Here is a 23917-nt window from a genome sequence, read left to right on the forward strand (position 1 = left end):
GCACCGCGTTCCCCGGCGCCCGGTCACAGCCGGGCCTGTCCCGCGCCTCGCAGCGCCCGCAGGTCGAAGACCTCCGCCATGGTGCGGTAGCCCAGGTCGGAGGGGTGCAGATGGTCACCGGAGTCGTACTCGGGGCGCAGCCGGCGCGGGTCGTAGGGGTCACGCAGGGCCCGGTCGAAGTCGACGACCGCGTCGTACACGCCGCCCGCCCGGATCAGGGCGTTGATCCGCTGCCGCACCTCCTCCCGGGCCGGCGTCCAGCCGCGGTGGCCGCGGAAGGGCATCAGGGTGGCGCCGACGGTCCGCAGGCCGCGCTCGTGCGCCCGGCGGACGAGGGTGCGCAGGCCGGCGACGATCCGGTCGGGGTCGGCGAGGGTGCGCCGGCGCAGGATGTCGTTGACGCCGAGGTCGACGACGACGACCCGGGCGCCGGTGCGGTCCAGGGCGTCCCGCCCGAAGCGGCCCAGACCGCTCTGGTTCCGGGCCGGCCGGCCGGGGCCGTCGGCGAGGACCTGGTTGCCGCTGATGCCCTCGTTGACGATGCCGTAGCGCGGCAGCCGCCGCCCCTCCGCCAGGGCGCCGCGCAGCCGTCCGGCCAGGACGTCGGGCCAGCGGCGGTTGGCGTCGGCGGTGGAGGTGATGCCGTCGGTTATGGAGTCGCCGAACACGACCACCGTGCCGTCGGCCTCGTCGCCGAACACGTCGAGGGCCGTCACGTAGCGCCAGTACGGCGTCCGTCCGGTGTACGGGGTGCCGGTCGTGTCCTCGGTGCGGTCGCCGGTGGCGGCGTACGAGGTCTGCCGGGCGTGCGGGTGGTAGGTGACCGGCCCGGACGGGGTGGGGGAGTAGGTGGTGACCAGGACGTCGGCGCCGTACGGGACGGTGAGGCGCACGGCGTCGCTCACGGCCTGCCCGCCGGCGGGTATGACCACGCCGGTGCTGCCGCCGAAGGTGAGCCGCCGCATCGTCCCCGCCTCGGCCGCGGCACCGCCGTCGCCGGCGGCCAGGGCGAGGGAGGCGTGGGTGAGGGTGAGGGCCGACCGGCCGTAGAGGTTGGACAGCGTGACCCGGGCGCCCGTCCCGCCGGCGCTGGTGTGCACCACGTTGCGGACCGAGCGGCCCGCGAGGCCGGCCGCCTCGGTGCCGGGTTCCCCGCCGACCGGCGCGGCGGCCCAGGCGGCGGCCCAGGTGCCGGTGGAGGCGGGAGCGGCGTCCGGGTGGCCGTAGGCGTCCGAGGCGAGCGTGCCGCGAGGGCTGCCGTGGCCGGCGGCGACAGCGCCGTAGATGGCGGCGGACAGGGCCACGACCAGCGCGACGAGCGCGCTCAGGACGGCATAACCATGACGCTTGGTCACGCTGAAGTTGTTCTCCTCGGAAGGGGAGCCCGAGGCTCCGGTCTTGCCGCACCCATGATGCGATACGGGCCGGGAAGCCTGACAGGACCCTGCCACCGCTCCCGTCGTACAGACGCCGGGACCCCCTGTCGCGTTCCGCGAGCCGGCCGGGAAGGGACAATTGTGGGCGGGATCACCGAACGGGTGGAGCTGATGGAACCTACCGAGACCGGAACACCGGAGCGGGCCGCGTCGTACCGCACCATGACGGCGTTCACCCCGGCCGACGAGGAACGCCGGCGCGGGGTGCGGCGCATGAAACGCACGGCGACGGGCCTGCTGCTGTGCGTCGCGGTGGTGTACGTCCTGGCGAAGACGGCCGGGAACGCGGGCGCCGGGGCGTGGACCGGCTATGTGGCGGCGGCGGCCGAGGCCGGCATGGTGGGCGCGCTCGCCGACTGGTTCGCGGTCACCGCCCTGTTCCGGCACCCGCTCGGGCTGCCCATCCCGCACACCGCGATCATCCCCACCAAGAAGGACCAGCTTGGCGTCTCGCTGGGCGAGTTCGTCGGCGAGAACTTCCTCTCCGAGGACGTCGTACGGCAGCGGCTGCGCGCGGTCGGCATCGGCGGCCGGCTCGGCGCCTGGCTGGCCGAGCCCGAGCACGCGGACCGGGTGACGGCGGAACTGGCCACCGCCCTGCGCGGGGCGCTGACCGTGCTGCGCGACTCCGATGTGCAGGCGGTCGTCGGCGAGGCCATCACCCGGCGGGCCGAGGCCCAGGAGATCGCGCCCGGCATCGGCAAGACCCTGGAGCGGATCGTCGCCGACGGCGGGCACCGGCGGGTGGTGGACCTGGTGGTGAACCGCGCGCACGACTGGCTGGTGGTGCACCGGTCCGATGTGATGGTGGCCGTGGAGGGCGGGGCGCCCGGCTGGACCCCGCGGTTCGTGGACCGCAAGGTCGGCGAGCGGGTCTACAAGGAACTGCTGCGGTTCGTCACCGAGATGCGCGACATGCCCTCGCATCCGGCGCGCGGCGCGCTGGACCGCTTCCTCACCGACTTCGCCTCCGACCTCCAGTCGGACACCGAGACCCGGGCGCGGGTGGAGCGGCTCAAGGGCGAGGTGCTGGGCCGGGGCGAGGTGCAGGACCTGATCGCGTCCGTGTGGACGGCCGTACGGTCGATGATCGTGGCCGCGGCCGAGGACGAGCGCAGCGAGCTGCGGCTGCGGGTGCGGGCCGCGCTGCTGTCGCTGGGCTCCCGGATGGCGACCGAGGCGAGGGTGCAGGACAAGGTCGACTCCTGGGTGGAGGGCGCGGCGGTGCACGTCGTGACGACCTACCGCAGGGAGATCACCTCGCTGATCACCGACACCGTGGCGGGCTGGGACGCCGAGCACACCACCCGGAAGATCGAGGCGCACATCGGCCGCGACCTGCAGTTCATCCGGATCAATGGCACGGTGGTGGGATCCCTGGCGGGACTGGCGATCTACGCCCTCTCGCGCGGGCTGGGGGCCTGACCGGACTGTTCCGGCGAGGTCAGGGCACCCGATGATCCGTCCTTCGAGGAGGAGGGAGCCCCTATGAGCACTGCTCAGACGCCGCCCGCCGAGGCCGGCCGGACGATCACCACGAACATCCCGGCCCGGCTGGACCGGCTGCCCTGGTCGCGCTGGCACTGGACGATCGTGATCGGTCTGGGCACGGTGTGGATCCTGGACGGCCTGGAGGTCACGGTCGTCGGCAACATCGCCGGCCGGCTGGCGGAGCCCGGCAGCGGCCTGTCGATCTCCTCCGGGCAGATCACCGGTGTCGCCGCGGCGCTCTATGTCGCGGGTGCCTGCGTCGGAGCCCTGTTCTGGGGCCGGCTGACCGACCGCTTCGGCCGCAAGAACCTCTTCATGATCACCCTGGCGGTGTATCTCGCCGCGACGGCCCTGACCGCCGTCTCCTGGGAGGCCTGGTGGTTCTTCCTGTTCCGCTTCCTGACCGGCTTCGGCATCGGCGGTGAGTACGCGGCGATCAACTCCGCGATCGACGAGCTGATCCCGGCCGACTACCGGGGCCGCGTCGACCTGATCATCAACGGCAGCTTCTGGCTGGGCGCCGTCGGCGGTTCCCTGCTGTCGATCGTCGCGCTGGACACGAACCTGCTGGCCGCGAACGTCGGCTGGCGGCTGACGTTCGCCCTCGGCGCCGTCCTGGCACTGGTCATCCTGCTGGTACGGCGGCACGTCCCGGAGAGCCCGCGCTGGCTGCTGATCCACGGCCGGGACCGGGAGGCGGAGGAGATCGTCTCCGCCATCGAACGGCAGGTCGAGGCGGACCGCGGCGAGCCGCTGCCCGAGGCCGAGGGCGAGCTGGAGATCCGCCAGCGCAAGAGCGTGGGCTTCCTGGAGATCGCCCGCACGGTCTTCGGCCGCTACCGCAGGCGCGCGGTGCTCGGCTTCTCCCTCTTCATCGGCCAGGCCTTCCTCTACAACGCCATCACCTTCGGCTTCGGCGCCATCCTGACCAAGTTCTTCGACGTGCCCACCGGCCGCACCGGCTATTACTTCGCGGTGATCGCGGTCGGCAACTTCTGCGGTCCGCTGCTGCTCGGCAAGCTGTTCGACACGGTCGGCCGGCGCGTGATGATCTCCTCGACCTACCTGCTGTCGGGCGTGCTGCTGTTCGGCACGGCGTACCTCTTCGACCGGGGCGCGCTGAACGCGGTCACGCTGACCGCCTGCTGGTGCGCGGTGCTGTTCTTCGCCTCGGCGGGCGCCTCCAGCGCCTACCTCACGGTGTCGGAGGTCTTCCCGATGGAGACCCGGGCGATGTCCATCGCCTTCTTCTACGCCCTCGGCACGGCGGCCGGCGGCATCAGCGGCCCGCTGCTCTTCGCCGACCTCACCGGCACCGGCCGGGTCGGCGACACGGTCCTCGCCTTCTGCGTCGGCGCGGCGCTGATGTGCGCCGCCGGTCTGGTCGCCGTGTTCCTCGCGGTACGGGCCGAACGCCGCTCCCTGGAGGACATCGCCCGCCCGCTGACGGCGGTGGCGGGCCGGGCCAAGTCGGCGGCCAAGGGCACGCGCCCGGGCTCCCAGGGCCGCGGCCCGACGGCGCCGCCGGCGGTGGGCAGGCCGTGAGCGGAGGGGGCTGACCGCGGTGACGCGGCCGGTGCCGGCAGGGTGCTGGTTCGGTGCCTGTGGTGCCGACGCCGGCCGCGTCAGGCGGACTACGGGGGGCTGCTGGGGGCTACGGCGCACTGCCGCGGGCTGCGGCGGACTGTCGCGGGCTGCGGCGGGCGCGGGCGGGCTCAGGCGCCGGTCGTGGAGCCCGGCCGTACGATCATCAGCACGGTGACGGCGGCCCACAGCAGGTTGAACAGCCCGGTGTACATCCCGAGCCGCGCGGTCGTCCGCCGGGTGCCCGCGCCGTCGAGCAGCGCCGACTGGGCGGGCAGCACCAGCGCGGCCAGGACGAGGGCGGCGAGGGCGGTCAGCGCGATCGACACGATCAGCCAGGCACTGCCGAGCACGCCCAGTCGGCTCGCGGTGGCGAACCCGAAGACCGGGACGACGACGCCGACGACGGCGTAGACCCGGCAGATCCGGTGCAGCACGTGCGGTGTTCCGGCGGCGTCGGACCCGTCCGAGAATCCGGCACCGGCACCGGCACCGGCACCGGTGGCGGTGGCGAGGGCCCGGCGCGCGGCGGGCGGGAACATGCTGGCGGCGACGGCGACGGGACCGATGGCGAGGATCGCGGCGATGACGTGGACGGCGAGCAGGAACTTGGTCACGGGCCGACGCTAGGGGCCGCGAGGATCATGGAGAACCGGCAGGACTGCCACACCCCGACGGATTCCCGCCACCCGGTACCCGCCCGGCCGCGACGGCACCCCCGCTGGTCGGCCGACTTGGCGACAACCCGTCGTACGGCTAGTTTCCCGCCATGCACACCGTGGCCGTACTGGCGCTGGACGGCGTCATCCCGTTCGACCTCTCCGCACCCGTCGACACCTTCGGCCGGGCCCGGCTGCCCGACGGCCGCGAGCCGTACCGGGTGCGGGTCTGCTCGCTGCGCGAGGAGGTGAGCGCGGGCGCCTTCACGGTCCGCGCGCCGTACGGACTGGAAGCGCTCGCCGAGGCGGACACGATCATCCTGCCCGGCGTCGCGGAACCGCCGCCGGAGCTGCCGCCCGGGGTCGCCGAGGCGCTGCGCGCGGCGGCGGCGAACGGCACCCGTATCGCGTCGATCTGCGTCGGCGCGTTCCTCTTCGCGGCGACGGGCCTGCTGGACGGACTGCGCGCGACGACCCACTGGGTGGCGGCCGGCCACCTGGCGGCGCGGTACCCGGAGGTGACCGTCGACCCGAACGTCCTGTACGTCGACAACGGCCAGTTCCTCACCTCGGCGGGCGCGGCGGCGGCCCTGGACATGTGCCTGCACATGATCCGCGCCGACTTCGGCTCGGCGGTCGCCGCGCACGCGGCCCGGATGTCGGTGATGCCGCTGGAACGGGAGGGCGGGCAGGCCCAGTTCATCGTCCACGATCTGCCCCCGGCCCCGGCCGGCGCGACCCTGGAGCCCCTGCTGCACTGGCTGGAGGACCACTGCGACCGCGATCTGACGCTGGAGGGCATCGCGGCCGAGGCCGGCATGAGCACGCGCACCCTCAACCGCCGCTTCCGCGAGCAGACCGGTACGACACCGCTGCAGTGGCTGCACCGGGCGCGGGTGCGGCGGGCCCAGTACCTGCTGGAGACCACGGACCATCCCGTGGAACGCATCGCCGCGCAGACGGGCTTCGGCTCGCCCACGGCCTTCCGGGAACGCTTCCGGAAGGTGGTGGGCACGAGCCCGCACGGCTACCGGAAGGCGTTCCGGGAGACGGTGCCGTGAACGGCGCCGCAAACGATGGCGTGAACGGTGTCGTGAACGCTGTCGTGCACGGTTGCGCGGGGGAGGGGCGGGCCGGGCGCTGCCGGTGCCGCCGCGCTCACTCCTTGCCGCGGTCGGCGACGGCCCAGGAGGCGAGGGCGACGGCGCCGGCGACACCGAGGACGGAGGGCCAGGCGCCGACCTTCTTGGCCAGCGGGTGGGAGCCGGCGAAGGCGGCGACGTACGCGGCGGTCAGCGCGCCCGCGGCCTTCCCGCCGGCCCGCGCGCGCCACTGCTGCGCCGCCGCGGCGCCCGCGACGGCCAGAACGGCCCCGCCGAGCTGCCGCTTCTTGGTCCAGCGGGCGACGCCGTAGCCGCCGACGAGCCCGGTAGCGGCGACGACCGCGCTGGGAACCCTGGCCATGAGTGCCTCCTCGTAACCCTCGTCATCCCTTATGTCTGTCGGTCCGCTCCCGAGACTAACGCGGGGGACCGGCGGAACCGACGCGGGGACCGGTGGACGGAGCGGACCTGAGTCGAGGGTTGTCAAGTTTTCGGCGGAGAGTTATATAAGAAGCCGTAGGGCATCGCACACAGCGCCTGAAGAGAGGAGTGACCTGTGATGCTCATGCGCACGGACCCCTTCCGTGAACTCGACCGGCTCGCGCAGCAGGTGCTCGGCGGCGACGCCGCCCGCCCGGCCGCGATGCCGATGGACGCCTACCGGTCCGGAGACGAGTTCCTCGTCCACTTCGACCTGCCCGGCATCGACCCCGAGACGATCGCGCTGGACGTCGAGCGCAATGTCCTCAGCGTCCGCGCCGAGCGCCGCGGACCCGCTCCCGAGGGCGCGGAGGTACTGGTCGCGGAACGGCCTACGGGCACCTTCACCCGCCAGCTGTTCCTGGGCGAAACGCTCGACACGGACCGCATCGACGCCTCGTACGACGCCGGCGTCCTCACCCTGCGCATCCCGGTGGCCGAACAGGCCAAGCCGCGTCGCATCCCGATCACCGGCGGGGGCGGCGGCCCGAGGCAACTGAGCGGCTGACCCCGCACCTTGCCGAACCGAACGCGTCCCGGAACCGGCCCGGGACCGGGACGCGACCGGCACCCACGTGCGGATGCGCCCGAGATGCCGGTGCGCCGGAGATGCCGGATGCCCCGTGCACCCCAATCCACCCGCGCACCCCCGTCCGCTCACACCCCACACCCCATGCCCCAGGCACCCCAGGCACCCCACACCCCCAGGCACATCCCAGGCCACAGGTTGGCCGAACTCCCGCTCATGCCCGCCGCGTTACGGGGTACCGGGGGTTGCGGTGCCCCGAAGCGTCCCGGAGGAGGAGCCAGCACGATGACCGTGACGACCCCGCAGCCCAGAACCACCATTCCCGCCCCGGCCTCTTCCCCGCGCCCCCGCGCCCGGGACGCGGCCGAGGACACCGGCTGGCTGAAGCTGACCGAGGCGGTAAGGGAGGCGGGCCAGTACCCGACGAGGGCGGAGGCGGAACGTATCACCCGCACCGTCCTGGCGGCCCTGGGCGGCCACGTCACCGGCGAGGAACGCGTGTCCCTGGCCCAGGCGCTCCCCCGGGAGGCGGGCCGGGTGATCGCGTCCCAGATCCCCGCGGTCCACCCGCTGACGGCACGCGAGTTCGTCGAGTCGGTGGCCACCCGCCTGGAGGACGCGACCCCGGCGACGGCCCGCTGGGACGTCAGCTCGGTCCTGAGCGTCCTGTCCACCCACATAGGCGAAACCCTGACCACCCGAGTCCTGACCCAACTCCCCCCGGGCTACGCCCTCCTGTTCGGCCGAGCGGAACTGGCGACGACGGCGTAGGCAGTACGAGGATGCTGGGCGCCGCGATATCCATGGGCGGCGCCCAAGGGAACGTTCCGAGACGTCAGCCCTTGCTCCAGAAGGCCAGAGCTTTACTGATCAGGTCACCGGCGGCATCTCCGTAGCTGGCCGCGCTGCTCAGGGCAGCGAAGGCCCTTTCGTGTAGGGCGACCTCATCAGGGTCGGTCACGTCCACGCCGGACGAGACGAGTTCGTAGTGGACTCGCTGGCCGTCGTACATGTTGAAGCCGGGCATGGGGACGACGCCCACCTCGGTGGTGGCCGGCAGGATGCCGAGATGGAGCGAGGACAGGTCCAAGTCGCGGAGCAGGCGTTCCATCTGCCCGCGCATGACCTCCGGTCCTCCGACGTTCGTATAGAGGGCCTGCTCGCCGAGGATCACGTCGTAGTGATGCTCTCCGTCGTAGAGAACTTGCTGACGCTCCATGCGTTTGGCCACCCCGGCAGCCACGTCGTCCGGCACTCCAAGGAAGGTGACGACCCTGCGGAGGATCACACTCGCGTAGGCGTCGGTCTGGAGCGTTCCCCAGATCATGCTGGGGACGTACGCCTTGCCGTGCCGCGTCTGCTGGTACCAGCGGATCACTTCGTCCTGGATGTCTTCCGTGCCGGTGGACAGTCGCTGCTGCCAGGGGATCGCGCTGGTCACGGTGTTTCTCCTTACGAGCATCCCGCCCGGGCTCAGTGGCTACAAAGGTATGCGACGAACTGTTCGGCCACGATGTGCGCGGTTCGGTTTCGAGTGCCTGTACAGCAAGAAGGATCACCGAGCACACGAACAACGCCACCACTTGCCGTCCCGGCTCCAAGACGGAGCGTCGCTCCCGCCGTGCGCGATCGGCGGGAGCCGGAACGGCAAAGGACATTGCCCAGCGAGGTGAGTCGACCCCCGCAAGCCATGTGAGTTGTCGACCTGCACGGTGCCTAGCAGCTCTGTCGATGCATCTGCTTACACAATGGTGTTTGTCTCAGGGGGACGGAATACCACATAGTGACGGGGCGATCCGGCCACGACGTCGACATCACCAAACGGACCACAATCCGGATCAGCGTGCGGCCCGGCTGATGAAGGCCAGCAGTCTACCGGAGCCACGATGCATGGCCTCGGACCGAGCGGCTCTTCGGTAGCCGGAGTGGTTATACCTGGGTTCAGTCTGATGGCAGATCCCCTGAGTGCTCTTCGGCTCTGCTGTTTAAGCCGGGTAGCTGTAGCGGCTACGGGCGCTGCCTAGCGCGCCCGATCCCGCGCTCACTGCTGAGCGGCGCTGCGGCGTACGGCTCAGCCCTCACATCAGCCCGCTCAGGGAGCGGCCTGGAGGCGCCCGTAGACGCGATGACAGGCGTCGACGCTGCCCACGTCATGTCCTTGTGGCGCTTGGTGGATCGCTGGGATGCCGCCCGGAGCGTCGGAACTGAACTGCAGCGAGCAGCAGCAAGTTCCTTTGGCGCACAGCGGTTGGCCTCACAACGCATCGGCACCCCTGTGCAGAGGAGGATACCTGAGGCTATGGTGCTTCCCGGGCAAGGGTGTTCGCCCTTGCTGGAATCTTCTAGGGCCAAGGCTCTAGGGGGAAGGGAGAGTTCATGCCTAGGTACGTACATGTGCCGACGGAAGCAACGCACCAGCTCATCCGGCAGGCATATGAGGCGGGCGGGCCCTACCAGTGGGCTAGGGAAGCGTGGAAGAACTCAGAAGAGAGCCACGCGTCGATCATCCAGTTCGGGATCGAAGAGCAAGCTGCTGAGCGCCTTGGTGTCCTGCGGCGGACGATCATGGACAACGGCGAGGGCATGGAGCCCGAAGATCTGAAGATCTTCCTCACGACCTTCGGTGGCGGGGGGAAGCCGATCGGGATGGACCAGAACTTCGGTCAAGGTTTCAAGTCGGCGGTGCTGCCTTGGAACCCCTATGGCGTGGTTGTTATCAGCTACACGCGGAATAATCCCGACGGTGCTATGTTGTGGATCTATAGGGACGGAGAGGGAAACTACGCCCTGAAGGAGTGGGCGGCGCAGGACGAGGATGGAGATTTCGTCTCCTACATGTCTACACCTCGGCCGTTCAACGACGAGCAGCACGGTTGCGACTGGGGTGCTATTCGGCCTGAGTGGATGGAAACGGGCACCATCATGGTGCTGCTCGGCCAGTCGGCGGAATCGAGTACCTGGCATGGAGATCCGGACCCTTCCCGTAACGAAAATGTCGACGGCCTGATCAGATACCTCAATGGCCGACTGCTTGATGTACCTGAACGAAACGGTGCTCCTATCGAGACCACAGTATTTGATCTCTACGAACGTAAGAGTTCGGAGAGGCGCGCCAGCAAGGACAAGACTGTGGTCCTGCCGATCGGGCAGGAGATGGTGTGGCGGCCTCGACGGATCTACGGCTTGAGGCACTTCGTTCCCGAGACTGAGATCACCGGGACCGTTATCGTCGATGAACACGGCACGAAGGCTGAGTGGTTTTACGTACCTGAGCCTGAAGATCCGGTAAAGGGTTCCAAGGACTACGTTCACCAGCGTCCAGTCGTAGCAGTTGACTATCAGGGGGAGCTGTACCACGCGGACTCCGCCAAGAGCCGATACCGACAGTTCGGTATTACCGATGAGATCCGAGGTCGGACCTGGATGATCCTGCATCCTCCTGTCTACAGCGACAGTCGGCCCATGGACTGGGGCGTCCTGACTCAAGCATCACGGAACATGCTCATGGCCAAGGGAGGCGTAGACCTTCCCTGGGAAGAATGGGGTGATGCGTTCTTCGCCCGCTTCCCTGAGGAGCTTGCCCGCGTACGGGATGAGGCGCGATCCGGCGGTCGAGGGCAACGCGACGAGTCGATGGCCAAAAATCTGTCCCGCATCTTGGATCGATTGAATCCTCGGTACAAGGCATCCAGGATCCTATCCTCGGCGGCTGGCATGGTCATGGGATCGCCCAGCGGCGCAACCGCAGGTATTTCAGGTAGCCAGCGAACTACTAGGAACACCGGAGGGAAGGGAACGACTGGTGGTCCTGGCGGCAGCGCCGGTCCCCAGCAAGTGCTCATTCCTGCTGTCGGGGGAAATGCGACCGGACGGCCATCGCGAATCAAAGGTGGGTTCCCGGCGTATGACTGGGGGAAGTTCGAGCTGGATGAGGCGAAGTTCCTGGCTCGATATGACCAGAACGACACAATGACCTTGCCTGACGGACTGGTGTCTCATGGCGTCGTCTTTTTGAACGAGACTCATCCCGTCTTCGTTCAAGAGTGCAATTACTGGGTGAACAGCGTGTGGCCTAAAGCAGATCCAAAACAGGTCCAAGCTCTAGTTCACAGGGTGTACGGTGAGGAAGCAGTGGCCCATGTGGTGCATGCCCAAAGGCTCAACGGGACCATAGTTGCCAACGATGGCGGAAAGCCGGAAGTGATCAGCGAAGACGATGTCCAACGCCTACTAGAGCCGATCGCCTTGTCTTCTGCTCTGCTTGGATTGGTGAACGTCGAGCAGCGGATTCTAACACAGGGCGGTGGACTTTTCGGCAGCCGAGCAAACGCTCAATAGGGCTTGTATTTCACATTGTGCTGGCGTCTTCGAGAGATCAAAGATGCCAGCACAGGTGTTCTGGCTCATATGGCGTCGTTTGCGGCCAGGTGGTGATGAATGTGCCTGGCCAGTTGCTCCGCTAGACCGACCGGAACTGCATTGCCGATCTGCCTGGCAATCTGCACTTTAGTGCCGCACCACTTGTAGTCCTCGGGGAAGCCCTGGATCAACGCAGCCTCGTAGTGTGTGATTGGGCGATTCAGGGTGGGGTGTAGGTAACGGCCTTTCTCCGGCTTGAAGAACTCTGTGCGGATGGTCACGGACGGCGCATTGATACGAAGCCGGCCCATGACATCCCCAGTGCCGGTGTTATGGCGATCCCAGCTTTCGGTTGACAGGGAGACGACTTCACCGTCGATTACGGCAGTCTTACCGCGTAGATCCTTGCGGTTGCCGCCTTCCGGGATAGCTGCGTACCTAGCGATCGAGAGAGGGGTGGGATTCCTCCCGATGTGGAGTTCGCTGGTTCGATAGACTCCGGGAATAATGCGCCCGAGAATCTTGGCCTCCCTTGAAGGGAGTGAATTTGTGAGTGGCACTGCCGGGCTCTTCGAAAAGATCTCCTCGACGGTTACCCATGGCAAGCGATTAGGGGATTCGAAAAGTGCTGAATACCCCTTGGGTTCCCTTTCGTGGGTGGGGATCGGGTTAGTCAGCGGAGGCAAGTCTTTGTGTGTTGCAATCACGATTGCGCGTTTACGTGCCTGAGGAACACCGAAGTCTGCGGCGTTCAGCACGTTTCGCACGGAAAGATTGTAGCGGCGCAGCAGGCCTTGCTTATTCGATGCGAGAAGGGCGCGATATTCGGGCGAGTTGAAGAAGCGGTCAACGTTTTCGATCACGAACATCTTTGGCTCGATCGCAGCAACCACTCGAACGTACTCGCGCCACAACTTGTTTCTCGGGTCGAGCGGGTTTTCTTCTCCAAGCCCGGAAAATCCCTGGCAGGGCGGACCGCCGAGTATTAGATCTACTTGACCTCTATACGGACTTGGATCCCACTTCTTAATGTCGTCCGCAAAAACCTCACAGGCCGTTTCGGTTTCTTCGCCAAAATTGGCTGCATACGTTGCTGCGGCGGCCTTGTCGAACTCGACAGCCGCCACCGACCGATACGGGGAAACCTGGCCAGGCGTGGGCTTGTACGAGTGAAACCCTTGAGTGAAGCCGCCGCAGCCAGCAAACAGGTCGACGACGTTGATCGTGGCAGTGTTGCGGGCGGTCATGGCGGACAGACTACAGACTCTCCAGGCTCCCTCGCGTGCAGGGCGGGAGGGAGCAGACTGCCGTCCGCGGCGCTGGACCCCGCTTGCATCTTACGCGGCCTCCGTTGCTGGGGAGTCTAGAAGGACTTCGGCTATCGCTGCCGCGACGGCTTGAGCCACCGGTGGGGGGAAGGCGTTGCCGATCTGTTTGTACCGAGCCGTCCGGCTCCCGGCGAAGACCCAGTCGGCGGGGAAGCCTTGAAGCAGGGCAACTTGCTCGGGAGTGAGCTTCGGATAGCCCTTCCATCCCCCTCTGCCGACGCCGTGGCGGAGGACGAAGTCGGGGTCGGGTGCCTCAGCCGCTGTCGAGTCGCCGTTGACGGCCAGTTGACCCCATCGCTGCTTCGCCCGGTCGGGTCCGAGGTCTCCGCCGCCATGCTTTTCTGAGCCGCCGACGATGGTAGGGGCAATTCCATTGGCGAGATCGGCCCACTCGTCCGCACCGGCCCAGCCCCTTGCTTTCATTGAATCCCTCAATGTCTCGCCCACTGTCTGCGCTAGTTCCCAGGATCCCATTGGCCATTGAAAATGTTTGAGGCCCTGCTGTACGGCGACTATCAGTGTTCTTTTCCTGGCCTGAGGAACGCCGAAATTTTGGGCATCTAGGACTTGAAATTGTACATCATACCCCAAATCGCCGAGTGTGTTCTCGATGTGCTGCCGGACACCAGCGAAACTTTGACTGCTGGCTAGAGTTTTTACGTTTTCAAGCATGACCGCCCGGGGGCGAAGTTTCTCAGTCAGCTGCAGCGCCGCTGGAAGAAGATCGCGCTCGTCGCCAGCGCCTTTTCGTAGTCCCGCGATCGAGTATGGAGTGCATGGCACACCTCCTGCCAGCAGATCCACAGTGGCGAGGCCAGCATCTCGTTCCGGTTCGAAGTCCCGTAGATCCTTCTCGAACACCCTCCAGGAGGGTCGATTGAGACGCAGCGTTGCGCATGCATGCGGGTTGCGTTCGACCAGTGCAACGTGCTGGAAACCCGCTCGTTCGACCCCGATGGCCTGCCCGCCGCCACCTGCGCAGATCTCAAGTGAAGTCAAAGCCCCACTGCTCAGCAAGATCATCCCTCCCCAGTCAGACGACTCTGGTGAGAGAGAGTAGACGATGAGTCTGACAATCGTTCAGGGGGACGTCGCTGACAGAGTCATGAGGTGTCCTGCACGATGGGCCGACCGCTCAATCCCCTAGCTGCTGGCGCTCTCGGACAAGTTGAATGATCTGCGCAGCCGTCTCTTCTGGTGGAGTGTGCTCCCAGAATCGGAGGACGAGCCAGCCTGCCCTGCGTAGTCGATTGTCTGTGTCGCGGTCACGTGCGATGTTGCGAGCCACCTTCTCGGACCAGTACAGGGGATTAGTCCTGGGGGAAACGTAGTGCTCCGGGCATCCGTGCCAGTAGCAGCCATCGATGAACACTGCAACCTTGACCGGGCGGAATACCATGTCGGCTGTACGGCGAAGATCGGGAACGGGTCTCTGAGCGACGCGGTAGCGCAAGCCGTTGGCGTGCACCAGGCGGCGAACAAGAAGTTCTGGCTTGGTATCTCGGCTGCGTACCGCCTGCATGTTGCGCCGCTTGGCAGCGGAAGAGGCCCAAGAGCCCTCGGGCGGGGTCCAGGGCTCGGGCTCTTCTGTTATTTTCCTCCGCGACATGGCGTCCTACAGGCTGGGTCTACGGCCGTGGCAGAAGGCAACGCTAGCCGATTGGGCGTTGCTCGGCTGCGGCAGAGCTGGACGAAACGGTTGCCCCGTGACACCCCCCGTACTGCTTCCCCGACTCGCACCAGCACTCCGCCCCCCGTTCCGGTGGCCAGGCTGTTGCTCGGCCTCGGGAGGCCAGGGTCGTCGCGTACTGCGGGAGCAGGGTGGCGTCCGTCGGAGGGGTGGCCTCCGAGGCGGCGAAGGCCTCGTAGGACGGGACCGTGCCGGTGACGATGCCGAGGTTGGGGGTGCCGGAGGCGGCGAGTTCCCGGAGGGCGGACTCTATGGTCGCCAGGTGCTCGGAGTGGGACGGGTACTCCGTGGACAGCGCCGGGTACGCCGACACCAGTTCGGTCAGCTCCGGGGCCGGCCAGTGCAGGACCGCCACCGGGAACGGGCGGGACAGGGCCTCCCGGTAGGCGCCCAGTTCGGCGCGGAGGCGGGAGATCTCCGCCTCCAGTTCCGCCGGGTTGTCCGAGCCCAGGGACCACACCCGTTTCGGGTCGTGGAGTTCGTCCAGGGAGACCGGGGCCGTGTGGAGGGTGTCCGCCAGGGTGTCCCAGTCGTCGTGCGGCAGCCCGAGCATGCGGCGGACGCGGTGGCGGCCGTAGAGGACGGGGTGGGTGGCGGGGGCCGGGTTCGCGGAGTCCGGCAGCAGCAGGCGCGCGGCCTCCGTGAACGTCTGCTCCGCCGCCTCCAGCTCGTCGTGCGACTCCAGGGCCTCGGCCACGATCACCCAGGGCGCCGGGTCGCGCGGTGCCGTGGTGCGGACGCCCTCGATGATCGCCCGCGCCTCCGCCTCGTGGCCGTACTCCCACAGGTTCGACGCCTTCAGGGCGCGGACCAGGGCGGGGTTGTCCAGCTCTCCGGCGGAGGCCAGCAGGCGGTCGTAGAGCGTGGTCGCCGCGGGGCGGTCGCCGGACAGTTCCAGGTGGGCCGCCGCCCGCAGCAGAAGGGTCTCGGCGTCCTCGGGATACAGGCCGGCGGTCCGCTCCAGGCGTGCCGCTTCTGCGGTGTGGTCGACGTTCTCGGCAGGCGTGTCGGGGCGCATGGGGGACACCGTACTGCCGGCCGGTGACAAACGGGCGGTGCGGAGGGGGTGGGAGGCGGCGCCTACACCGTGACGCCGTCGATCTGGAGTGTCTGGACCGACTTCGCCGCGAAGGGGACCGACACCGACCTGCCGTTCAGGTAGGTGTCCGCGTGGGCCGTGTAGCGGTCGCCGCCGGTCGTGACCGTGTTCCAGCGCGGGACCAGGCCGCCCGGGCCGCCGGTGACGGCGGAGAAGCGGGAGAGGTCGAAGGTCAGGGTCTGGGCGGCGGCGGAGGTGTTCGCGGCCACGATCACCAGGCGTCTCGCCGTACGGTCCAGGGCCGCGGCCGCAGAGCCGGCACCGGTGTCCAGGATCGTCATGCCGGGGCGGATGTGGCGGGTGAACTGGGCGAGGACGTAGTACTTCGTCTGCACCGCGCCCGGCCGGAGCGTGCCCGGGTCGTAGGCGATCGCCGCCCAGCCCGGGCTCGGGTCCATCACCTGCCAGTACACCCAGGCGGTGGGGTGCAGCCAGCGGAAGTCGTAGAGGAGGTTGCCGGCCGTCGTCAGGCCGGTGGCGTCGCCGTCGCCGGTCTCCGAGTTCCACAGCGCCTTGCGGGCCGTGGAGACGACGTCCGTGTACAGCAGGTCGCGGCGGCCTCCGGAGCCCTGGTAGCCGTGCACGCCGACCCGGTCGACGTAGCCCTTCGTCGTGGCGGAGAAGGAGTTCCAGGTGGTGCGGGCCAGGTCGTAGCTGGTCTCGTCCGACGCGGCGATCCGGGTGCCCGTCAGACCGCGCTTGTCCAACTCCGCGCGCAGATACGGCAGTACGGCCGCCTGCACGCTCGCGTCGACGTGGCAGCCCTCCTGGGTGCCGGTCGCCGTCCACCAGGACGAGGACGGCTCGTTGAAGGCCTCGACCGTCGCGAAGGTCACGCCCCAGTGCTGTTTGGCGTACAGGGCCACGGCGGCGAGGTGGGCGGCGTGCTGGCGGTGGTTCCAGGACTGGAGGTTGTTGCCGCCGTCGGCCGCACCGGACGGATTGTGGTTGGCGCACATCCACCACATCGGGGAGTTGGCGAACAGCTCCGAGGTCGCGCCGCGTCGGGTGGCCTTCACCAGCATGGCCCGCTGGGCGGCGTCCGCCGTCCACTTCCAGGCCGCGGAGGCGGGGTCCTCGTTCGTCCAGTCCTGCCAGTAGCCCTCGATCTGCTTGTAGGCGGGGATGTTCGGGGAGACGGCCATCGACGCGCCGTTCACGCTGTTCCAGCCGCACCCGCCCAGGTTGTACCGGGCGATGTTCAGCCCGAGGCCGGGCAGCGTGGTGCCGTTGTACGTCGTGTTCCCGGTCGTGAAGAAGATGTCGGCGAAGTCGTCGCGGGCGCCGAAGACGTTCGCCCACCAGGCCAGGGAGGTGCCCCAGCCCTCCCACGTGCCATAGGTGGCGGCCGGGTTGACGGCGATGGTCGCGTCCGCCCGGGCCGTGCCCGTGGCCAGGGCGCTGCCGAGGAGGCCGCCGCCCGCGGCGGCCAGGAGTGTTCTGCGTCGGATCATGGGTCGTTCGCTGCCTCTCCGTACGGCTTTCGGCACCGCGTTCCCGAGAGCGGTGCCGACGCGTCCCCCGGCATGCCAACAGGCAGCATCGAGCCGCCGCAGGAGGTTGTCGAGAGTGATGTCGGCCCTTCCGCCGCCCAGTTGAGCAAGTCGGTCCGCAGACTCGCGGGCCCGGGTGTCTGGCAGACTGGGGCAGTCGGAGAAGGAGGGGGGAGCGGCGATGCGCGGTAGTGCCGTCACGCGTCCCCTCGCCCTGCTGCTGTTCCTCGCGCAGGTGTCGGTGCTCCAGGCCGCGCTCCTCGGCGCCGGCGGCCTCACCACCGCCGTCGCCCTCGCCGCGACCGCCACCGCCGCCGCCACGCTCACCGTCTGCACCCTGCTGGCCGCGCGCAGCGTGCCCGCCGTACCGCCGACCCGGGTCCGCACCGCCATCCGCGACCGGGCCCGCCGTACGGCCTTCCTGCCACAGCGCGATCCCGACGCGCCCGGCCGGCGGCGGCCCAGGGCACCCGGACGGGCCGGTCCGGCGACCGCCGCGTAGGGCACCTCCGCACCACAGCGCCGACGTGTGACCCGCGCGGGTCGTCATGCCGTTCCCGATCTTCCGGCACGACGAGACCCCCTCGGAGGGCTCACCCATGTCCTTTTCCGCTGTCTTCTCCGTCTTCGCTTCCCTGGTCGAGCACCTCGCCGGCCTGCTGACCCCGCTCTTCCACGCCTCCGCGGCGGCCGCCGCGATCGTGCTGTTCACCGCGCTGGTACGGCTCCTCGTGCACCCGCTGTCCCGGGCCGCCGCGCGCGGCCGGCGCGCCCGCACCGCGCTCCAGCCCCGCATCGACGCGCTGCGCGCCCAGCACGCCAAGGACCCGCAGCGGCTCCAGCGGGCGGTGCTGGAACTGCACGCCCAGGAGAAGGTGTCGCCGCTGTCCGGCTGCCTGCCCAGCCTGCTCCAACTGCCCGCCTTCTTCCTGCTGTACCACCTCTTCTCCAGCACCACGATCGGCGGCGAGGGCAACAGCCTGCTCGGTCACCGGCTGCTCGGGGCGCCGCTCGGCGGGCACTGGACCGACGCGCTCGCCGACGGCGGGGCGTTCGGTCCGGCCGGACTGGTCTACCTCGCCCTGTTCGCCCTCGTCGCGGCCGTCGCCACCGTCAACTACCGGCGTGCCCGGCGGACGACGGCCGGACAGCCCGCCCCGGCCGTCGGCGGCGAGCAGGTACCCGGACTCGCCGCGGTCACCCGGGTCGCCCCGCTGATGTCCTTCTTCACCCTCGTCACCGTGGCGGTCGTCCCGCTGGCCGCCGCGCTGTACGTCGTCACGAGTACGGCGTGGAGCGCGGCGGAACAGTCCCTGCTGTACCGCTGACTACTGACCGCTGACCGCTGACCGCTGACCGCCGAGCCGGGCGGCCCGGTTACGGTCCAGTAGCTGAACAAGGTCTTGCGGAGTGGACAGGGGAATTGGAGGATCAGCCAGTCCTCCGATGGCCGCACACATCCGGCGGGCGACCGCGACCGAGGGAGATGGTGACCATGAAGCTGCTGCGAGTCGGTACGGCCGGGGCCGAGCGTCCGGCACTGCTCGACGCCGGGGGGACGCTCAGGGACTTGTCCGGCCTCGTGGACGACATCGACGGCGCGTTCCTCGCCGACGACACCGCGCTCGGCCGGGTACGGGCGGCGGCCGAGGCCGGCGAGCTGCCCGCGCTGGACCCGGCCGGACTGCGGACCGGGCCCCCGGTCGGCCGCATCGGGAAGGTCGTGTGCATCGGGCTGAACTACCACGACCACGCCCGCGAGACCGGGGCCGAGGCGCCCGGGGAGCCGGTCGTCTTCCTCAAGGCGCCGGACACGGTCGTCGGGCCGCACGACACGGTGCTGGTGCCGCGTGGCTCGGTGAAGACCGACTGGGAGGTCGAACTCGCGGTCGTCATCGGCCGTACGGCCCGCTATCTGCGCTCGGTGGACGAAGGGCTCGCGCATGTCGCCGGGTACGCGGTGGCGCACGACGTCTCCGAGCGGGAGTACCAGATCGAGCGGGGCGGCACCTGGGACAAGGGCAAGAACTGCGAGACGTTCAACCCGCTGGGCCCGTGGCTGGTGACCGCCGACGAGGTGGCCGACCCGCAGAACCTGCCGCTGCGCCTGTGGGTGAACGGGGAGCTGAAGCAGGACGGCACGACGGCCGAGCAGATCTTTCCCGTGGGCGAGGTCGTGCGGTACCTCAGCCACTTCATGACCCTGTACCCCGGTGACGTGATCAACACGGGGACGCCGGCGGGAGTGGCCATGGGGCAGCCCGAGCCCAAGCCGTATCTGCGCGCCGGCGACGTGGTCGAGCTGGAGATCGAGGGGCTCGGCCGGCAGCGGCAGGAGCTGAAGGACGCGTAGTCGGTTCGGGAGCGGGAGTGGTGGCGGGGGCGGCCGCGGCGGAATCGCCGCGGTCTCGCTTCCGGGCGCGGGCGGTGCGCGGCCGGAAGCGAAGCAAGCGGAGCCGCGGTTGCTCCCGCCTCCCGGCGGTCCGGGTGACCGAGCCGGGTCAGCCGGGTCGGGTGACCGAGCCGAGCCGGGCCGGCCGAGTCGGGTGACCTGAGCGCCGGTCAGCCGGGCCTGGTCATCCGAGCGGAGGCCGAGCCCGCGCCCGGTCACCCGAGTCAGGTGACCCGAGCGCCGGTCACCCGTGTCCGCGCACCCGAGCGCCGGTCATCCGTGTCCGGTCAGCCGGGCGCCGGTCAGCCGAGCAGGGAAGCCAGGCGGCGCCAGCCCTCGCGTGGCAGCACCTCGCCCGTGTTCTCCGTCACCACCTGGAGGGCCACATGGTCCGCGCCCGCCTCGTGGAAGGCGGCGATCCGCGCGCGGATCCGGGACTCCTCGCCCCAGGCGAAGACCGCGTCGATGAGCCGGTCGCTGCCGCCGTCGGCGACGTCGTCCTCGGTGAAGCCGGTGCGCAGGAAGTTGTCGGTGTAGTTCGGCAGTCGCAGATAGCGGCCCAGGTAGCCGCGGGCGGTCTCGCGGGCGGTGGCCGGGTCGGACTCCAGGACCACCTTCAGCTCCGGGGCCAGCAGCGGACCGTCGCCCAGGATCTCCCGGGCCCGCGCGGTGTGTTCGGGCGTGACCAGATACGGGATCGCGCCGGCCGAGCGGTCACGGGACAGCTCCAGCATCCTGGGGCCCAGCGCGGCCAGGACCCGGCGGTCGGCGGGCACGCCCGCCTTGTCCAGCTCGTCGAGGTAGCCGACCATCGCCGCGTACGGCCGGCTGTAGTCCTTCACCAGCGGGCCGTGGCTCACGCCCAGGCCCAGCGCGAAGCGGCCGGGATGGGCCGTCTCCACCTCGATGAAGCCGGCCGCCGACGTGGCGGCGTCCTGCTGCCAGATGCTCTGGATGCTGGTGCCGACGACGAGGTGCCGCGTCGCGCCGATCAGCGGGGCCGCGTGGTCGGCGGTGCTGTTGCCGCCCAGCCAGATCGCGCCGTACCCGAGTTCCTCCAGCTCGGCGGCGGCCTCGTCCAGTTCGCCGCGCCGGTCCGGGTCCTCGGCGCGCAGCTCGACGCTCCAGACGCCGTACCGGCCGACGGCCTGCTTCAGTGGGGTGGTCATCGGGGTGATCCCTCCGGTGGTGGGCCTGCCATGATCATCGGTCCTCGGCCAGTGCCAACCGGAGGGCGTCCCGGGTGATTCCCGCCGTTCCCTCAGTCGGCCGAACGGCCCAGGAACTCCTCCAGCGCCTCCACCACGAACCGGTGGTCCTCGAGCTGCGGCAGACCGGAGACGGTCACCGCGCCGATCACGCCGGCGCCCTCCACCGTGAGAGGGAAGGAACCGCCGTGGGCCGCGTACGTGTCGGGGTCCAGCCGGGAGGAGTCCTCGAAGGTCGTGCCCTTGGCGCGGAAGCGGGCGCCGACCAGGTAGGACGGGGCGCCGTAGCGCTCCACCACCCGGCGCTTGCGGGTGATCCAGGCGTCGTTGTCCGGGGCGGAGCCCGGCAGGGCGGCGTGGAAGAGCTGCTGGCCGGCGCGGTGGATGTCGATGGCGACCGGCGCCCGCCGCTCCCGGGCCCGCTCGACCAGGAGGCAGCCGAGGTCCCAGGCGTCCTCGTGGGTGAACCGCCGGAAGACCAGGCGCCGCTGCTGCGCCTCCAGTTCGGCCACGGACGGGACCGGCTCGGACGGGGGACCGGGGGTGGCCCCGGACGGGGTACCGGGGGTGGTCTCAGGGGTGGTCCGGGTCATCAGAGGGTCACCGTCACCTTGTCTCGGGCGGACCTGCGGGCCGCTTCCAGTACGTCGAGCGCGGCGGCCGCCTCCAGGGCGGTCACCGGGTTGGGGCCGGCGCCGCGCAGGGCGGCGGCGACGGCGGCGTAGTAGGCGGGGTAGTCGCCCGGCAGGGTCGGGACGGGGGTGCCGCCGCCGGACAGCGGCGACTCCCCGGAGCCGATCCGGCCCCACAGCGACTCGTCCTCCGCGCCCCAGTCGGCGAGGGCGGCGGGGCGGCTGCCCTCGCGCAGGGCCGCCTCCTGCGGGTCCAGGCCGTACTTGACGTAGCCCGCGCGGGAGCCCAGCACCCGGAAGCGGGGGCCGAGCTGGGCGGTCGTCGCGGAGACATGGAGGTGGGAGCGGACACCGTTCGCGTGGGTGAGCGCGAGGAAGGTGTCGTCGTCGGCCTCGGCGCCCGGGCGGCGCACGTCCGTCTCGGCGTAGACCTCGGTGACCGGGCCGAAGAGGACCAGGGCCTGGTCGACCACGTGGCTGCCGAGGTCGTAGAGCAGACCGCCGATCTCCGCCGGGTCGCCGGACTCGCGCCAGCCGCCCTTGGGCTTCGGCCGCCAGCGCTCGAAGCGGGACTCGAAGCGCCAGGCGTCGCCGAGCGCGCCGTCCGCCAGCAGCTTGCGCAGGGTGAGGAAGTCGTTGTCCCAGCGGCGGTTCTGGAAGACCGACAGCAGCAGGCCGCGCTCCTCGGCGAGGGCGGCGAGCTGCCGGGCCTCGGCCGCGGTGCCGGCGACCGGCTTGTCCACGACCACCGGCAGGCCCGCTTCGAGGGCGGCCGTGGCCAGCGGGACGTGCGTCTTGTTCGGGGCGGCCACGACGACGAGGTCCAGCTCGTCCGCGCGGTCGAACAGCTCCTCGGCGGTGGCCGCGAGCCGCACGTCCGGGAACTCGGCGCGGGCCTGCCCCTGCCGCTCCGGGTTGGCGGTGACCACGGTGTCCAGGGCCAGGCCCTCGGTGGCGGCGATCAGCGGTGCGTGGAAGACGGAGCCGGCGAGGCCGTAGCCGATCAGGCCGACGCGGAGGGGAGTAGCAGTCATGCGCTCCACTTTGGCAACGCTGTTGCGAAAGTGCAAGCGGTGGGGAGAATGGTGGCGTGGACAGGACGAGGCCGACGGCGGGCACGACGGCGAGTACGGCAGACACGACGGCGAGTGCGGCAGGCACGACGGCGAGTACGGGGGCGAGTGCGGCGCCGGGTACGGCGGCGCGCGCGACGGGGAAGACGGGCACGGCACGGGCCGCCGGGGCGAACCTGGGTCTGGTGCGCAGCCACAACACCGCGCTGGTGCTGGGGCTGCTGCGGGACGCCGGCCCGGAGGGCATCAGCCGGCTGGAGCTGGCCGAGCGCACCGGGCTGACCCCGCAGGCCGTCAGCAAGATCAGCGCACGGCTGCGCGAGGCCGGACTCGCGGCGGAGGCCGGCCGGCGGGCGTCGACCGGGGGCAAGCCGCGGACCGTACTGCGGCTGGTGCCGGCGGCCGGACACGCGGTCGGCGTGCACCTGGACCGCGACGAGCTGCGCGTGGTCCTCGTCGACCTGGACGGGACCGTGGTCGGGGAACGGCGCGGCGCGCTGGATCTGGGGGCCGGGGCGGAGGCCGTGCTCGGGGCGGTGTGCGCGGCGGTCCGGGAACTGGCCGGGGAACTGGCGGACGCGGGACGGGCCGGTGCGGCGGGGCTTCCCGGCGCCGGCGGAGTCGCTTGGGCCGGGACCCTGCTCGGGGTCGGGGTGGCGCTGCCCGGGCCGCTGGACCACACGCGGGGCGTGCTGCACCGGGTCACCGGGTTCCCCGAGTGGGACGGCTTCCCGTTGCGGGACGCACTCGCCGGACGGCTCGGGGTGCCGGTGGTGGTGGACAAGGACACCAACGCGGCGGCGCTCGGGCTGGCGACCGGCGCGCCGGACGTGGCGGGCGGATCGTTCGCCTACCTCCACCTCGGCACCGGGCTCGGGGCCGGTCTGGTGATCGACGGCGGTGTGCACCGCGGGGCGCGGACCGGGGCCGGGGAGTTCGGACACCAGGTCCTCCAACTGGACGGACCGCTGTGCGAGTGCGGGAACCGGGGCTGCGTGGAGGTGCTGTGCCTCGGCGCGGCGGCACGGGGCGAGACCGGCGAGGCGGCGCGGGTGCTGGGAGTGGCGGCGGGGAACCTGGTGGGCCTGCTGGACATCGACGTGGTCCTGCTCGGCGGACGTACGGTCGCCGAGGCACCGGAGGTGTACGTACGGGGCGTCGCGGAGACCCTGGCCGCACGGGCCCGGCGGGTCGCTCCGCGAGGCGAGCCGGTGCCGGTCCGGGCCGCACCACGCGGGGAACGACTGGTGGCCGAGGGAGCCGCGCAACTGCTACTGGCACCAGTGTTCGGGCGGGGAAGGTGAGGAGGCGGACATCCATCCGGCCGACACCGGAGCTGGGCGGTGCCGCTGCCGTCCGGG

Annotated in this window: 22 protein-coding genes; 10 read left to right on the forward strand and 12 right to left on the reverse strand. The window is 70.1% G+C overall.

All coding sequences use genetic code 11. The features are described from left to right. Positions 1 to 23: 23 nt before the first annotated feature. On the reverse strand, positions 24 to 1355 hold the full coding sequence (locus tag ACZ4SV_RS27245; protein WP_468007163.1) for an SGNH/GDSL hydrolase family protein: 1332 nt from the start codon (positions 1353 to 1355) through the stop codon (positions 24 to 26). 192 nt (positions 1356 to 1547) lie between these two features. Between ACZ4SV_RS27245 and ACZ4SV_RS27250 the strand changes: the two genes are divergently transcribed. Together ACZ4SV_RS27250 and ACZ4SV_RS27255 are read left to right on the forward strand one after the other, a co-directional pair. Then, on the forward strand, positions 1548 to 2861 hold the full coding sequence (locus tag ACZ4SV_RS27250; RefSeq protein WP_468007165.1) for a DUF445 domain-containing protein: 1314 nt from the start codon (positions 1548 to 1550) through the stop codon (positions 2859 to 2861). A gap of 63 nt (positions 2862 to 2924) precedes the next feature. After that, positions 2925 to 4472: an MFS transporter gene (locus ACZ4SV_RS27255; protein WP_468007167.1), complete on the forward strand. Its 1548-nt coding sequence runs from the start codon at positions 2925 to 2927 to the stop codon at positions 4470 to 4472. A 170-nt stretch (positions 4473 to 4642) separates the two neighbouring features. On the opposite strand, the gene ACZ4SV_RS27260 is transcribed toward ACZ4SV_RS27255, so the two are convergent. After that, positions 4643 to 5128, reverse strand: coding sequence for a hypothetical protein (locus ACZ4SV_RS27260; RefSeq protein WP_468007169.1), 486 nt, complete (start codon positions 5126 to 5128; stop codon positions 4643 to 4645). Positions 5129 to 5280: 152 nt separating this feature from the next. Between ACZ4SV_RS27260 and ACZ4SV_RS27265 the strand changes: the two genes are divergently transcribed. Beyond that, positions 5281 to 6231 (forward strand): GlxA family transcriptional regulator, encoded by a 951-nt coding sequence (locus ACZ4SV_RS27265; RefSeq protein WP_468007171.1) that lies wholly within the window; start codon positions 5281 to 5283, stop codon positions 6229 to 6231. 97 nt (positions 6232 to 6328) lie between these two features. Here the strand turns inward: ACZ4SV_RS27265 and ACZ4SV_RS27270 are convergent, their stop codons facing one another. Then, positions 6329 to 6634 carry a hypothetical protein gene (locus ACZ4SV_RS27270; protein ID WP_397941140.1) on the reverse strand — a complete coding sequence of 102 codons (306 nt, stop codon included), beginning with the start codon at positions 6632 to 6634 and terminating at the stop codon, positions 6329 to 6331. A 198-nt stretch (positions 6635 to 6832) separates the two neighbouring features. On the opposite strand from ACZ4SV_RS27270, the gene ACZ4SV_RS27275 reads away from it, so the two are divergent. Together ACZ4SV_RS27275 and ACZ4SV_RS27280 are read left to right on the forward strand one after the other, a co-directional pair. Next, positions 6833 to 7261, forward strand: coding sequence for an Hsp20/alpha crystallin family protein (locus tag ACZ4SV_RS27275; RefSeq protein ID WP_468007173.1), 429 nt, complete (start codon positions 6833 to 6835; stop codon positions 7259 to 7261). Between the two features lie 306 nt (positions 7262 to 7567). After that, positions 7568 to 8053 carry a DUF2267 domain-containing protein gene (locus ACZ4SV_RS27280; RefSeq protein ID WP_468007175.1) on the forward strand — a complete coding sequence of 162 codons (486 nt, stop codon included), beginning with the start codon at positions 7568 to 7570 and terminating at the stop codon, positions 8051 to 8053. Positions 8054 to 8117: 64 nt separating this feature from the next. Here the strand turns inward: ACZ4SV_RS27280 and ACZ4SV_RS27285 are convergent, their stop codons facing one another. Next, positions 8118 to 8723: a Scr1 family TA system antitoxin-like transcriptional regulator gene (locus ACZ4SV_RS27285; protein WP_468007177.1), complete on the reverse strand. Its 606-nt coding sequence runs from the start codon at positions 8721 to 8723 to the stop codon at positions 8118 to 8120. Between the two features lie 953 nt (positions 8724 to 9676). Here ACZ4SV_RS27285 and ACZ4SV_RS27290 point away from each other — a divergent pair. Continuing rightward, on the forward strand, positions 9677 to 11620 hold the full coding sequence (locus ACZ4SV_RS27290; RefSeq protein WP_468007179.1) for an ATP-binding protein: 1944 nt from the start codon (positions 9677 to 9679) through the stop codon (positions 11618 to 11620). Between the two features lie 65 nt (positions 11621 to 11685). Here the strand turns inward: ACZ4SV_RS27290 and ACZ4SV_RS27295 are convergent, their stop codons facing one another. The 5 genes from ACZ4SV_RS27295 to ACZ4SV_RS27315 form a co-directional block, all read right to left on the reverse strand. Beyond that, positions 11686 to 12888, reverse strand: coding sequence for a DNA cytosine methyltransferase (locus ACZ4SV_RS27295; protein ID WP_468007181.1), 1203 nt, complete (start codon positions 12886 to 12888; stop codon positions 11686 to 11688). A 90-nt stretch (positions 12889 to 12978) separates the two neighbouring features. Then, positions 12979 to 13992, reverse strand: a complete 1014-nt coding sequence (locus tag ACZ4SV_RS27300) for a DNA cytosine methyltransferase (RefSeq protein ID WP_468007183.1) — start codon at positions 13990 to 13992, stop codon at positions 12979 to 12981. 112 nt (positions 13993 to 14104) lie between these two features. Then, entirely contained in the window at positions 14105 to 14578 is a 474-nt protein-coding gene (locus ACZ4SV_RS27305) for a very short patch repair endonuclease (RefSeq protein WP_468007185.1), read from the reverse strand. 43 nt (positions 14579 to 14621) lie between these two features. Further along, positions 14622 to 15677: a tetratricopeptide repeat protein gene (locus tag ACZ4SV_RS27310; protein ID WP_468007187.1), complete on the reverse strand. Its 1056-nt coding sequence runs from the start codon at positions 15675 to 15677 to the stop codon at positions 14622 to 14624. 62 nt (positions 15678 to 15739) lie between these two features. Beyond that, complete coding sequence (locus ACZ4SV_RS27315; protein WP_468007189.1) at positions 15740 to 17212, reverse strand: glycoside hydrolase; 1473 nt, start codon at positions 17210 to 17212, stop codon at positions 15740 to 15742. Between the two features lie 220 nt (positions 17213 to 17432). Here ACZ4SV_RS27315 and ACZ4SV_RS27320 point away from each other — a divergent pair, with 220 nt between their 5' ends. The 3 genes from ACZ4SV_RS27320 to ACZ4SV_RS27330 all read left to right on the forward strand — a co-directional run bounded on the left by ACZ4SV_RS27320 (position 17433) and on the right by ACZ4SV_RS27330 (position 19604). Next, complete coding sequence (locus tag ACZ4SV_RS27320) at positions 17433 to 17753, forward strand: DUF6412 domain-containing protein (RefSeq protein ID WP_468007191.1); 321 nt, start codon at positions 17433 to 17435, stop codon at positions 17751 to 17753. A gap of 97 nt (positions 17754 to 17850) precedes the next feature. Beyond that, on the forward strand, positions 17851 to 18579 hold the full coding sequence (locus tag ACZ4SV_RS27325) for a YidC/Oxa1 family membrane protein insertase (protein WP_468007193.1): 729 nt from the start codon (positions 17851 to 17853) through the stop codon (positions 18577 to 18579). Between the two features lie 167 nt (positions 18580 to 18746). Beyond that, the gene (locus ACZ4SV_RS27330) at positions 18747 to 19604 is read left to right on the forward strand and encodes a fumarylacetoacetate hydrolase family protein (RefSeq protein WP_365872278.1); all 858 of its coding nucleotides are present in this window, start codon (positions 18747 to 18749) and stop codon (positions 19602 to 19604) included. Between the two features lie 341 nt (positions 19605 to 19945). On the opposite strand, the gene ACZ4SV_RS27335 is transcribed toward ACZ4SV_RS27330, so the two are convergent. From ACZ4SV_RS27335 to ACZ4SV_RS27345, 3 genes are all read right to left on the reverse strand, one after another. Then, positions 19946 to 20812 (reverse strand): LLM class F420-dependent oxidoreductase, encoded by an 867-nt coding sequence (locus ACZ4SV_RS27335; RefSeq protein ID WP_468007195.1) that lies wholly within the window; start codon positions 20810 to 20812, stop codon positions 19946 to 19948. 92 nt (positions 20813 to 20904) lie between these two features. After that, entirely contained in the window at positions 20905 to 21444 is a 540-nt protein-coding gene (locus tag ACZ4SV_RS27340) for a heme-degrading domain-containing protein (protein ID WP_468007197.1), read from the reverse strand. Next, a complete protein-coding gene (locus ACZ4SV_RS27345; protein WP_468007199.1) occupies positions 21444 to 22517 on the reverse strand; it encodes a Gfo/Idh/MocA family protein in 1074 nt (357 codons plus the stop codon). The genes ACZ4SV_RS27340 and ACZ4SV_RS27345 overlap by 1 nt, the downstream gene beginning before the upstream one ends. Positions 22518 to 22732: 215 nt before the next feature. On the opposite strand from ACZ4SV_RS27345, the gene ACZ4SV_RS27350 reads away from it, so the two are divergent. Further along, positions 22733 to 23860, forward strand: coding sequence for an ROK family transcriptional regulator (locus ACZ4SV_RS27350; protein WP_468007351.1), 1128 nt, complete (start codon positions 22733 to 22735; stop codon positions 23858 to 23860). Positions 23861 to 23917: the final 57 nt, after the last annotated feature.

This window comes from Streptomyces sp. NPDC027672, from assembly GCF_055566335.1.

What these genes read in the sequence shown, in the direction of transcription:
- ACZ4SV_RS27250 (WP_468007165.1), top strand. Translation starts at nt 1,548, where the DNA reads ATGGAACCTACCGAGACCGGAACACCGGAGCGGGCCGCGTCGTACCGC.
- ACZ4SV_RS27255 (WP_468007167.1), top strand. Translation starts at nt 2,925, where the DNA reads ATGAGCACTGCTCAGACGCCGCCCGCCGAGGCCGGCCGGACGATCACC.
- ACZ4SV_RS27265 (WP_468007171.1), top strand. Translation starts at nt 5,281, where the DNA reads ATGCACACCGTGGCCGTACTGGCGCTGGACGGCGTCATCCCGTTCGAC.
- ACZ4SV_RS27270 (WP_397941140.1), bottom strand. Translation starts at nt 6,634, where the DNA reads ATGGCCAGGGTTCCCAGCGCGGTCGTCGCCGCTACCGGGCTCGTCGGC.
- ACZ4SV_RS27275 (WP_468007173.1), top strand. Translation starts at nt 6,833, where the DNA reads ATGCTCATGCGCACGGACCCCTTCCGTGAACTCGACCGGCTCGCGCAG.
- ACZ4SV_RS27280 (WP_468007175.1), top strand. Translation starts at nt 7,568, where the DNA reads ATGACCGTGACGACCCCGCAGCCCAGAACCACCATTCCCGCCCCGGCC.
- ACZ4SV_RS27295 (WP_468007181.1), bottom strand. Translation starts at nt 12,888, where the DNA reads ATGACCGCCCGCAACACTGCCACGATCAACGTCGTCGACCTGTTTGCT.
- ACZ4SV_RS27300 (WP_468007183.1), bottom strand. Translation starts at nt 13,992, where the DNA reads ATGATCTTGCTGAGCAGTGGGGCTTTGACTTCACTTGAGATCTGCGCA.
- ACZ4SV_RS27305 (WP_468007185.1), bottom strand. Translation starts at nt 14,578, where the DNA reads ATGTCGCGGAGGAAAATAACAGAAGAGCCCGAGCCCTGGACCCCGCCC.
- ACZ4SV_RS27310 (WP_468007187.1), bottom strand. Translation starts at nt 15,677, where the DNA reads ATGCGCCCCGACACGCCTGCCGAGAACGTCGACCACACCGCAGAAGCG.
- ACZ4SV_RS27315 (WP_468007189.1), bottom strand. Translation starts at nt 17,212, where the DNA reads ATGATCCGACGCAGAACACTCCTGGCCGCCGCGGGCGGCGGCCTCCTC.
- ACZ4SV_RS27320 (WP_468007191.1), top strand. Translation starts at nt 17,433, where the DNA reads ATGCGCGGTAGTGCCGTCACGCGTCCCCTCGCCCTGCTGCTGTTCCTC.
- ACZ4SV_RS27325 (WP_468007193.1), top strand. Translation starts at nt 17,851, where the DNA reads ATGTCCTTTTCCGCTGTCTTCTCCGTCTTCGCTTCCCTGGTCGAGCAC.
- ACZ4SV_RS27330 (WP_365872278.1), top strand. Translation starts at nt 18,747, where the DNA reads ATGAAGCTGCTGCGAGTCGGTACGGCCGGGGCCGAGCGTCCGGCACTG.
- ACZ4SV_RS27335 (WP_468007195.1), bottom strand. Translation starts at nt 20,812, where the DNA reads ATGACCACCCCACTGAAGCAGGCCGTCGGCCGGTACGGCGTCTGGAGC.
- ACZ4SV_RS27340 (WP_468007197.1), bottom strand. Translation starts at nt 21,444, where the DNA reads ATGACCCGGACCACCCCTGAGACCACCCCCGGTACCCCGTCCGGGGCC.
- ACZ4SV_RS27345 (WP_468007199.1), bottom strand. Translation starts at nt 22,517, where the DNA reads ATGACTGCTACTCCCCTCCGCGTCGGCCTGATCGGCTACGGCCTCGCC.